The sequence below is a fragment of the Streptomyces sp. SID3212 genome, from assembly GCF_009865405.1.
Classification (GTDB): Bacteria; Actinomycetota; Actinomycetes; order Streptomycetales; family Streptomycetaceae; genus Streptomyces.
The window spans coordinates 1-9,614 of record NZ_WWJY01000517.1 but is presented as its reverse complement, the minus strand read 5'-3'; the positions used below and the strand labels follow the sequence as shown (position 1 = coordinate 9,614).

The 9,614-nt window shown below is 72.9% G+C and carries 9 protein-coding genes; 5 read left to right on the top strand and 4 right to left on the bottom strand.

Annotated elements, in window-relative coordinates:
• Positions 1-826 (top strand): PQQ-binding-like beta-propeller repeat protein (locus tag GT042_RS15645; protein ID WP_161309321.1); only part of this gene is annotated, 826 nt, incomplete at its 5' end.
• On the opposite strand, the gene GT042_RS15640 is transcribed toward GT042_RS15645, so the two are convergent.
• The 4 genes from GT042_RS15640 to GT042_RS15625 form a co-directional block, all read right to left on the bottom strand.
• Positions 813-1,142, bottom strand: a complete 330-nt coding sequence (locus GT042_RS15640; RefSeq protein ID WP_161309320.1) for a DUF4387 domain-containing protein — start codon at positions 1,140-1,142, stop codon at positions 813-815. The genes GT042_RS15645 and GT042_RS15640 overlap by 14 nt on opposite strands.
• 5 nt (positions 1,143-1,147) lie before the next feature.
• Positions 1,148-2,509: an acyclic terpene utilization AtuA family protein gene (locus GT042_RS15635; protein ID WP_161309319.1), complete on the bottom strand. Its 1,362-nt coding sequence runs from the start codon at positions 2,507-2,509 to the stop codon at positions 1,148-1,150.
• 142 nt (positions 2,510-2,651) lie between these two features.
• Positions 2,652-4,016, bottom strand: coding sequence for an MFS transporter (locus tag GT042_RS15630; RefSeq protein WP_237530832.1), 1,365 nt, complete (start codon positions 4,014-4,016; stop codon positions 2,652-2,654).
• Positions 4,017-4,125: 109 nt separating this feature from the next.
• Entirely contained in the window at positions 4,126-4,842 is a 717-nt protein-coding gene (locus tag GT042_RS15625; protein WP_161309318.1) for a GntR family transcriptional regulator, read from the bottom strand.
• Positions 4,843-5,036: 194 nt separating this feature from the next.
• On the opposite strand from GT042_RS15625, the gene GT042_RS15620 reads away from it, so the two are divergent.
• The 4 genes from GT042_RS15620 to GT042_RS40105 form a co-directional block, all read left to right on the top strand.
• The gene (locus tag GT042_RS15620; RefSeq protein ID WP_345943785.1) at positions 5,037-7,076 is read left to right on the top strand and encodes a SpoIIE family protein phosphatase; all 2,040 of its coding nucleotides are present in this window, start codon (positions 5,037-5,039) and stop codon (positions 7,074-7,076) included.
• A gap of 105 nt (positions 7,077-7,181) precedes the next feature.
• Positions 7,182-7,826 carry a PAS domain-containing protein gene (locus GT042_RS15615; RefSeq protein ID WP_161309317.1) on the top strand — a complete coding sequence of 215 codons (645 nt, stop codon included), beginning with the start codon at positions 7,182-7,184 and terminating at the stop codon, positions 7,824-7,826.
• Entirely contained in the window at positions 7,823-8,956 is a 1,134-nt protein-coding gene (locus GT042_RS15610; protein ID WP_161309316.1) for a pyridoxal phosphate-dependent aminotransferase, read from the top strand. The genes GT042_RS15615 and GT042_RS15610 overlap by 4 nt, the downstream gene beginning before the upstream one ends.
• A gap of 112 nt (positions 8,957-9,068) precedes the next feature.
• On the top strand, positions 9,069-9,614 hold a 546-nt coding region (locus tag GT042_RS40105; RefSeq protein WP_345943784.1), incomplete at its 3' end, for a DUF1775 domain-containing protein.

The window sequence follows — 9,614 nt, the reverse complement described above, 5'->3', positions numbered from 1 at the left end:
GGCCGTCGATCCGGCCGCCGGCCGCGTCGCCTGGACCAAGGCGCTCCCCGCAGGACGTACCTTCGGCCCGCCGGCCACGGCCGCCGGCGTCGTCTACGCGGCCACGTACGGCGCGACCGCCGCCGAGCCGCAGACGCTGTTCGCGTACCGCGCCTCCGACGGAACGCCCCTGTGGCACCGGGACACCACCGGAATCGCGCCGTTCGCGCTCGGCGGCCGGGTCCTCACCGTCGAGTCCGGCGCCCGCGCCGTCGCACGGGACGGGCGGACCGGCGAGGTGGTCGCCACGTCCGACCCCTCCCACCCCTGCCCGTCCCTGATCGGGGCGCAGGGCCGGCTGGTCTGTACGGAGAGCGGCTCCGCGGCCGGCGACACCTTCCCGCCCGTCGTACGGGTCGACCCCGCCACGCTCGGGTTCGTCAGGACGCTCCGGCAGCCGGAGGACAAACCGCACGGCGGGGTGATCTCCCCGGACGGCGTCCTGGTGCTGCGTACGGTCAACGCCGAGGACCCGTCCAGCGGCGACTGGACCGGCCTGGACCTCACGACCGGCAGGACCCTGTGGAGGACCACCGGCCCCGAGGACGGCGGCACGAACGACGACGTCGTCCTCGCCGGATCCCGGGTGGTGTGGATCTCCGGGGGACGGCTGGTCTCCGTCGACCCGCGCAGGGGCCCGTACGCCACCGGCGCCGACGCGCCACGCCGCTCGCGCGTGTACGCGGAGGCGTCGGACCGCGGATCCCCGCGGCTCACGGCCTACGGCACCCACCTCGTCCTCCAGCCCGCGACGCGCCCCGCCCTCCGCTCGGTCACGGCTCCCTAGCCGGGAGTCCGGGCAGGTCCAGCTCCAGGAGGGGCGCGTACTGCTGGCCCCCGTAGTGGTCGCTGTCCCGCAGGTCGCCCTGCACGACAGGGCGGGGGAGGGAGACCTTCACGGCCAGGGCCGACGGGTGGTTCACGACCAGGATCTGGTCCTCGTCGGTCCCGAACAGGCCGGCGAACAAAGCGGCGTCGAGCACGCCCGTGGCGACCAGCGCGGTGTACGCGCGCCGGTCGTGGCACATGAAGTCGAACGTGAGGGTGAACGGGCCCGCGTTCTTCGAGCGGACCAGGGAGCAGTAGTCGAGCAGGGTGGCCATCGGTGTCACAGCTCCTCGGTGACGGTGCGGAAGAGTTCGGTGGGGGTCACGCCGGTGGCGACGTGATGGAGGGTGAAGCGGTAGAGGGCGCCCCGGTCGGTCTCCGGCGGCGAGTAGGGATAGGCGAGCGTGCTGACCAGCCCGTCGTACTCGGGGATGGGGAGATGGCTGCTGGCATGGGCCACGAAGGTCGCGACGGCGTGCGCGGTGGACTGGTCCGGGGCGGTCACCGTGATGAGGACACCCAGTTCCCGGGGATGGGGAGCGGGGGGCTCCTGTCCCGCGAGTACGGCTCCGGCGCCGTAGAGGCGGTAGTCGATGTCGACGGTCCCCGGGTCGACCTCACCGCCGAAGACATCGAGGATCTTCGCCTCGAAGTACTTCTTCGCGAGCGGCAGCAGCTCGGGGAGGCGCTCGATGATCACCCGGTCGCGCACCCCGCCGATGACGACCGTCTGGTACCCGACCAGTTCGGCCCCTTCGAGCTTGTTGGTGTAGCCGTCGGCCTCCAGATAGCGGGCCCCGCGCACCCGCACGGTCCGCTCGTCCACCGCCTCGTAGGTGGCGTCGGTGGTGTCGAGCGTGCCGGAGGGTTCCACGACGTGGAACGGGTCCGCGTTCTCGTACAGGGTGTGCGCGGCCACCGAGCGCGGGGTGAGCCGGCTGCCCTCGGCGAGCGTCGTCACGTCGAAGTGGTCGTCGCGCAGACGGACCAGGAGCCCGTTGGCGGAGGGCGGGACGGCGCAGGCGGCGCCGCACTCGATCGTCTTGGCCATGTGCCAGGTCAGCCCCGGATCCGCCCCGTACAGATGCGGTACGGCGGCGAAGAGCGCGGTGTCGCTCGCGCGCCCGGCCAGGACGACGTCACAGCCGTCGCGCAGGACCTCCTGGATGGGTTCCACGCCCATCATCGCGACGGTGTGCCCCCGGGCGAACTGGCCGCGGTCGATGGCCGGCGCGTTCGGGAGGGGACGGATCCGGCCGGCGTCGTGAAGCGCTTCGAGACGCGCGGCGCTCTGGTCGGCGTAGATCAGGCCGAGCGTGAAGTGGAGCCCTTCGTCGGCCGCGATCGCCCGCACGAGAGCGGCCACCCCGTCGACGCCGACGTCGCGGCCGCTGGTGCCGCAGGAGCCGATGATCAGCGGTACGCCCAGTTCGGCACGGGCCTTGAGCAGCAGACGCAGGTCGCGGGCGACGGCCTGCGACGAGAGCTTGGGAACGCCCGAACCGAGCGCGGCGGGACCGCTGTCCGTGGACCCGGCGTCGCACGCGATGACGTGCGGGCGGGCCTCGACACCCCGCCGGAACGCGTCGGCGTCGAACCCGGCGCCCAGGGCGCCGGTGGGGGCGAGGATGCGGAATTCCATGACGGTGAGTCCTTGTCTGTACGGGGCGCACGTGACGCGTGGCGCCCGCTCGGTGGTGGGGTGGGTGCCTCTGGGGCGCGTGCCGGCCGGTGTGCGTGCGGGCCGGGGGCGTGCGCGGGCCGGGAGTGTGTGCGGGCCGTCCTCATCCGGGTGGGTCGGCCGGTACGGCTCCGGCGCGCGCCGCCCCGGCCCGGTTCCGGCGGACCAGGAGGGTGAAGACCGCGAAAGTGACAGCGCCGAGGACCGCCGCGTTCAGGAACATGTAGCGCCAGTCGGTCAGGTCGACCGTCACCCCGAGCAGCGCGGGACCGAACGCCATGCCGGAGGCGGAGGCCACGGTGTAGAGGCCGGTGTAGGTGCCCAGGGCCCGGCTGTCGGGGGCCAGGTTCCAGAGCGCGACCAGCGCGTTGACCGCGAACACGGCGTAGCCGACCGTGGCCATGACCATCGAGACCACCGTGACGCCCGGCGTGGGGAAGGGGACCCCGGCCAGCAGTCCCACGACGAACAGGCCGACGCCGTACCGGATCGCGCGGATCTGGCCCAGCCGGCCGGAGACGTACGCGAGCGGGACGACGGCGCAGAGGAAGGCGACCGCGCCGGGCAGCGCCAGCGCCCCCGCCTCACCGCGCGACAGCCCCAGGACCTCGGTGCCGTACGGGGTGAGCAGGGAACGCAGGGCCGACCACATCCCGGCGAAGCAGAAGACGCCGGTCATCAGGAGCGCCCTGGGGCCGGTGGGTGCGCGGACCAGGTCCTTGACGACCGCCCACGGGGAGGGGATCTCCCCGCCTGCGGCAGGTGAACCGGCGTCCCCGGGGACTCCGGCGGGGTCGGGCAGGACGGCCGTGGCGTGGTGGCGGCCGAGGAGCGCCCAGGACAGGCCGAGCACGACCAGCATCAGCAGCGGGGGGATCGCGAACGCCAGGGTCGTACTCCGGTCGATGACCAGGAGGCTGATGAGGGACGAGACGACGATCGTCAGGCTGACGCCCGCCTTGACGAACCCCTGCGCCTTGCTGCGGTCGCCTGGGGCCACATAGTCCGGGAGCAGGGTCTCGGTGACGCCTTTGAACGCGTTGGCGATCGCGGCGAAGCCGGCCACACACGCGAGGAGGACCGGCAGGCTGCCCGCCCGGGGGATGAGCGCGAACGGTACGGCCGCGAGCGACGCGCCGACCAGGATGATCGGCCACCGGCCGCGCCGTCCTCGCGCGTGACGGTCGGAGAGGTGGCCGGTCCAGGGCTGGATGAAGACGCCCAGGACGTTGTCCAGGCCCATGAACAGGCCCACCAGACCGGCGGACGTCAGGTAGTGGCGCAGCTGGGTGGGGACCTGGGCGTCGTAGAAGTTCCACACCGACTCCTGGGCGAACACCGCGAGGGTGACCCACAGGACCGTACGGCCGCGCATCCGGCCGGGGGTGGAAAGCGGCGCGGAGGTGAGGGGAGTGACCACGGCCGAGGAGGCTGAGGAGGAGGACGGCGGCGCATCGTGGTGCATCATGGCGGCTCCTTGCCATATGCCATAGCAAAAACGAGATCGGTCGGCCGCCGCACCCGAGCGGTCCGGACGCGAGGGGGCGGGTGGGCGCAAGAGGGGCGGGTGAGGGGGATCAGCCGGCCGACAACTGGAGGAGCGCTTCCCGGTGGTGGTGCGAGGCGAGCAGCTCGGCCCGCTCCTCGTCCCGGTCCAGCAGCGCGTCGAGGAGCGACCGGTGTTCGCGGTACCGGCGGCGGAACGCCTCGGCCCGCTCGGGGGCGAGCCGGACGGTGAGGTCGAGCCGTTCGTCGTCGCTGAAGGCGCGGGCCTGGGCCAGCAGGCCTTCCAGTACGGGGTTCCCGGCGGCGGCCTCGACCTGGTGGTGGAACTGCCGCAGCAGGCGGAAGACGGTGACGAGCAGATCGGCCACCACCGCGTCGGGGCCGTGTGCGGCCAGGGTCCGCTCGATGTCGGCGACCAGCGCGTCGGTCCTGTCGAGCAGCCCGGTCAGCTCGGCGAGCCGCGCCTCGGTGGCGTTGCGGGCGGCGAGGCGGGCCATGAGGGCGGAGAGCCGGACCTCGGCCTCCACGATCTCGGCGCGCGCGGCGGCGGAGTGGTCGGCGATCCGCAGGGCGCGCGGGCCGACCCGCTCGACGACCCGTTCGTGGACGAGCTGGCGCAGGGCCTCCCGTACCGGCGTGGGGCTCACCCCCAGGCGGGCGGCGAGATCCCGTTCGGTGATCTTCTCGCCGGGCCGCAGCGTGCCCTCCCGGATGCCGTCCCGCAGCCGCCGGTAGGCCTGGTCGGCCAGGGACGTCGTCTCCATGGGGCCGAGGGTGTCCTTGCTCATGAACAGAAGAGTGGTGGCGCTATAGCAAACAGTCAATAGGCAGGTTGCGGTTGTTTTCCAGGATGTCGCGAGAGCGGCGGGCCGGAGCGGAACCTGGCCCGGCTTGCGTCGGCATCGCCGTGTTTGTCCGTTCGCGTTACCGTTGATCAAGGGCATGACGGCACCACGTGTCCCGCCCCGGGAGGTGGGTCTGGGTGGCTTCCGTTCGCCACGGCGGCAAGATCGGCGTTTTTGTCGTCCTGCTCATCTTTGTGGTCCTGCTGACGCTCGCGCAGGTCCCGGCCTCGCACCACGGCGTGATCAGGCTGGGCGGATTCTCCGTCCTGGCCCCGCTCGTGGCGAGCGCGCTGCTCTCGTTCCGGCAGACCCTCGTCATCTGCGGCGCGACCTTGGTCGGCATCTTCGTCGTCTACGGCGGCATCGTCGACCACCTGCCCGCCGGCCAGCGGATCGTGACCATCACCCTGGTGGCCGCGGCCACCTCGGTCAGTATTCTCGTGTCCCGCATCCGGCTGGACCGGGAGGAACGCATCAGAGGGCTGATGTTCGCCCGGGAACGCCTGACGCTGCTCACGGACGCGGGTGTACGGGTCGGCTCCACGCTCGACACCGCCCGAACGGCCCAGGAGCTGGCCGACGTGGCCGTCCCCCGGTTCGCCGACCTCGCCGTGGTCGACCTCTTCGACGCGGTGCTGCGGGGCGACGAACCACCCCCCTTGCCCGAGTCCGGGCCGATCACCCTCCGGCGGGTGGCCCGCAGCACGGCGGGCGACCCGGAGCCGGAGACGGCGTGGGAGCCCGGCGAGCTGAACGCGTACCCGCCCGACTCGGTGCCGGGACGCTCCCTCGCGCTCGGCCGGCCGGTCCGGGCCGGGATCGACAGCAGGAGCGACGCGGCCGGCTGGCTCGGTACGACGAGCGGGCCGCGGCCGGGGGCGCGGGCCCTGGGCCACCGCCCGCCCTCCGGTATCGCCGTACCCCTGCGGGCGCGGGGGGTCACCCTGGGCGTGGCGGTGTTCGTACGGGACGCGCGCCCGGATCCGTTCGACGACGACGACCTGCTGCTGGCCGAGGAGATCGGCGCGCGGGCGGCGGTGTGCGTGGACAACGCGCGCCGCTACAGCCGTGAGCACCGGACCTCGCTCAAGCTCCAGCAGAGCCTGCTGCCGAAGCGGCTGCCCGAGCTGGCCGCCGTGGAGACCGCGACCCGCTACCTGCCCGCCGGCTCGGTGTCGGAGATGGGCGGGGACTGGTTCGACGTCATCCGGCTCTCCGGCTCCCGTGTCGGGCTCGTGGTGGGAGACGTCCTGGGACACGGCCTGCAGGCCTCCGCCACCATGGGCCGTCTGCGGTCCGCCGTACGGACCCTCGCCGACATGGACCTGGCCCCCGACGAGCTCCTCACCCATCTGGACGACGTCCTCGGACCGCTGCGGGCCGAGTCCGACGAGGGCGACACGGCCGGTGCGACCGGCGCGACCTGCCTGTACGCGATCTACGACCCGGTCTCCCTCACCTGCACCCTCGCCCGCGCGGGACACCCGGCCCCGGTGCTGGTGCTCCCCGACGGCAGCGCCGACTTCGTCGACGTCCCCGAGGGGCCGCCGCTGGGGACGGGAGGGCTCCCGTTCGAGGCGACCGAGCTGCGGATTCCGGAGAACAGCCTGCTCGCCCTCTACACCAACGGCCTCCTGTCGGCGCCCAGGAAGGACGACGCCCACCACCCGCAGGACGCCCTCAGGTCCGCCCTGGCGCACCCGCACGCCTCGCTCGACGCCACCTGCGAAGCCGTACTCAAGGCGATGCTGGACGGAGGCCCGGCGGACGACATCGCGCTCCTCCTGGCCCGTACCCACGCGCTGGACACCGCCCAGGTCGCCACCTGGGACGTGTCGGCCGATCCCCGGGCCGTGGGCGGCGCCCGGGAATTCGCCGTCGGCCGACTGGAGGCCTGGGGGCTGACGGACGCCACCTTCACGCTCGAACTCGTCGTCAGCGAACTGGTCACCAACGCCATCCGGTACGGGAACGGGCCCATCCAGCTCCGGCTGATCCGGGAGGACACGCTGATCTGCGAGGTGTCCGACCGCAGCACCATCTCGCCGCACCTGCGGCGGGCCCGCGGCGACGAGGAGAACGGCCGGGGTCTGTTCATCATCGCCCAGCTGACGGAGCGCTGGGGCACCCGCTACACGCGGGCGGGCAAGACGATCTGGGCCGAGATCCCGCTCTGAACCGGCCGGCCGCGGCGCGCGATCCCACCCACCGGAGTGCCGTGGAGTCCAGGCCAGGACCTGGCGGCTGGACATTCCGTCCGAGCTGGAATTACAGTCCAGGCCATGGATGTGGTGGTGGGCGAAGACGATCCCCGGGTACGCATGTGGTCACCGGTGTGCCACGCGGTGGCCCTGCTCCTCGGTCCCTACGCCGAGGTGGTGCTGCACGACGTCCGGGAGGACACGGTCCTGGGCGTCTGGAACCCGATGACGGACCGGGGCCCCGGAAGCCCCTCGCTGCTCGGGGAGCTGGACCGGCTCGACCCGTCCGCCCGCGACGTGTTCGGACCGTACGGGAAGCTCCTGGCCGACGGACGGCGCCTGTCCTCGGTCAGCGCGGTCCTGCGCGACCAGGACGGCGAGCCGTCGGCCGTGCTCTGCGTCAACCTCGACCGCACCCCCCTGGAGCAGGCCGCCGCCCTCCTCGCCGGATTCGCCGCCCCCGTGGCGCCCCGCCCCGAGCCGCTGTTCGAACAGGACTGGACCGAACGCCTCCGGCACACCGTCGGTACGTTCGTCCGCACCCGGGGCCGTCCCGTCGACCGGCTCACCCGCGAGGACCGCCTCGCCCTGGTCGGCGCACTCGACGGGGACGGGATCTTCGCGGTGCGCCGGGCCGTCCCCGCTGTCGCGGACACCCTCAAGACCTCACGTTCCACCGTCTACTCCCTGCTCGCCGAGCACCGAGCGCAGAGGACCCGCCCATGACCCGGCTGCCCGACTTCCGGCTCGAAACGTACTTCTCCCGCTGGGAGTTCACCGCCCGTCACCACCTGACCGCCTCCGACGCGCAGACCATGCCGATGGGCGAACTCCTCGGCCTGGCCGACGACGAGGACCGGCACGCCTGGGACACGCTGTCCCTCGGCTACACGGAGACCTTCGGTGATCCGGGTCTGCGCCGGGCGATCGCGGCGACGTACACCCACGCGGACGCCGACGACGTGATCTGTTTCGCCGGCGCGGAGGAGGGCCTCTATCTGGCGATGCACGCGCTGCTGGGCCCCGACGACCACGCCGTGGTCGTCACCCCGAACTACCAGGCCGCCGAGACCGTACCGCTGTCGCTGTGCGAGGTCACCGGAGTGGCCCTGGACCCGGCGCGGGACTGGGCGCTGGACCTCGACCGGGTGGCGGCGGCGATCCGGCCCCGGACCCGGGTCGTCTCCGTCAACTTCCCGAACAACCCCACCGGGAAGATCGTCGACCCGGCCGACTTCGCCCGGCTCGCGGCGCTCTGCGACGAACGGGGGATCCACCTGTTCAGCGACGAGGTCTACCGGGGCCTGGAGCGCGACGAGGCCCGCAGGCTGCCGCAGGCGGCGGACCTCTCGGAGCGCGCCCTGTCCCTGAACGTCACCTCGAAGTCCCTCGGCCTGCCCGGACTGCGGATCGGCTGGATCACCTGCCGCGACCGGGAGTTGCGCTCCCGCCTGGAGCGGGCCAAGCACTACACCACCATCTGCAACTCCGCCCCCGCCGAGATCCTCGCCCGGATCGCGATCAAGGCGAGCGCCCGCCTCCTGGCCCGCAACCGCGCCGTCATCGACACCAACCTCCCGCTGTTCGAGGCGTTCTTCGCCGGGTTCCCGGACCTGTTCGAATGGCGGGCCCCCGACGGCGGCTGTGTCGCCTACCCCCGCTACCTGGGAGAGGACGGGGTCGAGGAGTTCTGCACCCGCCTCGTCCAGGAGGCAGGGGTCCTGCTGCTGCCCGCGAGCATCTACCGCTCCGAACTCACCGCCACCCCGGCCGACCACTTCCGCATCGGCGTCGGCCGGTCCGACCCGGCACCGGCGCTGGACGCCTTCTCGGCCTGGCTGCGGAACCGCCGATGACCTTCCCGACCTGAGCCGGCGGATCATCGGCGAAGGTCTACGACTCCGGCCCGCCCCCCGGTACGTTGGCCTCCGCCCGCGCCACCGCCGTACACCACCAGGGGAGTTGCCCGTGTCCCGCATCAACCGGCCACGTACCGGCCGCCGTTCGTACGCGGCCGCCGTGGTCGCCGCCGTCACGCTCGCGGCCTCCATCGCCCTCACCGCCCCCGCGTCGGCCCATGTGCGGGTCGAAGCGGCGGGTGCCCGCGCCCTCGACAAGAACGTCTCCCTGCGCTTCACGGCGGCGACCGAGTCCGAGACGGCGGGGATCACGGCGCTGGAGGTGATCCTGCCGGACGGGATCGCCCCGGCCGACATCACCTACGCCGGAGGTCCCGAGGGGTGGAAACTCACCCCCACGGCCGGCGGTTACACCGTGTCGGGACCCGAGATGGCCGTGGGCCAGCCCGCCGCCTACGCGGTGACCGTACGGCAGCTGCCGTACCTCAAGTCCCTGGCCTTCAAGACGCTCCAGACGTACGGCGACGGCCGTGTGGACCGGTGGGTCGAGCCGGCCAAGCACACGGGGGAGCACGACGCCGAACACAGCAAGCCCGCACCGGTCCTGGTGCTGGCGCCCGCCGCGCCCGGCGCGAAGCCGGCCGCCGGGGCCACC

Coding starts and splice junctions, on each gene's coding strand:
- GT042_RS15630 (WP_237530832.1), bottom strand. CDS start 4,016: ATGATGCACCACGATGCGCCGCCGTCCTCCTCCTCAGCCTCCTCGGCC.
- GT042_RS15640 (WP_161309320.1), bottom strand. CDS start 1,142: ATGGCCACCCTGCTCGACTACTGCTCCCTGGTCCGCTCGAAGAACGCG.
- GT042_RS15635 (WP_161309319.1), bottom strand. CDS start 2,509: ATGGAATTCCGCATCCTCGCCCCCACCGGCGCCCTGGGCGCCGGGTTC.
- GT042_RS15625 (WP_161309318.1), bottom strand. CDS start 4,842: ATGAGCAAGGACACCCTCGGCCCCATGGAGACGACGTCCCTGGCCGAC.
- GT042_RS15615 (WP_161309317.1), top strand. CDS start 7,182: ATGGATGTGGTGGTGGGCGAAGACGATCCCCGGGTACGCATGTGGTCA.
- GT042_RS15610 (WP_161309316.1), top strand. CDS start 7,823: ATGACCCGGCTGCCCGACTTCCGGCTCGAAACGTACTTCTCCCGCTGG.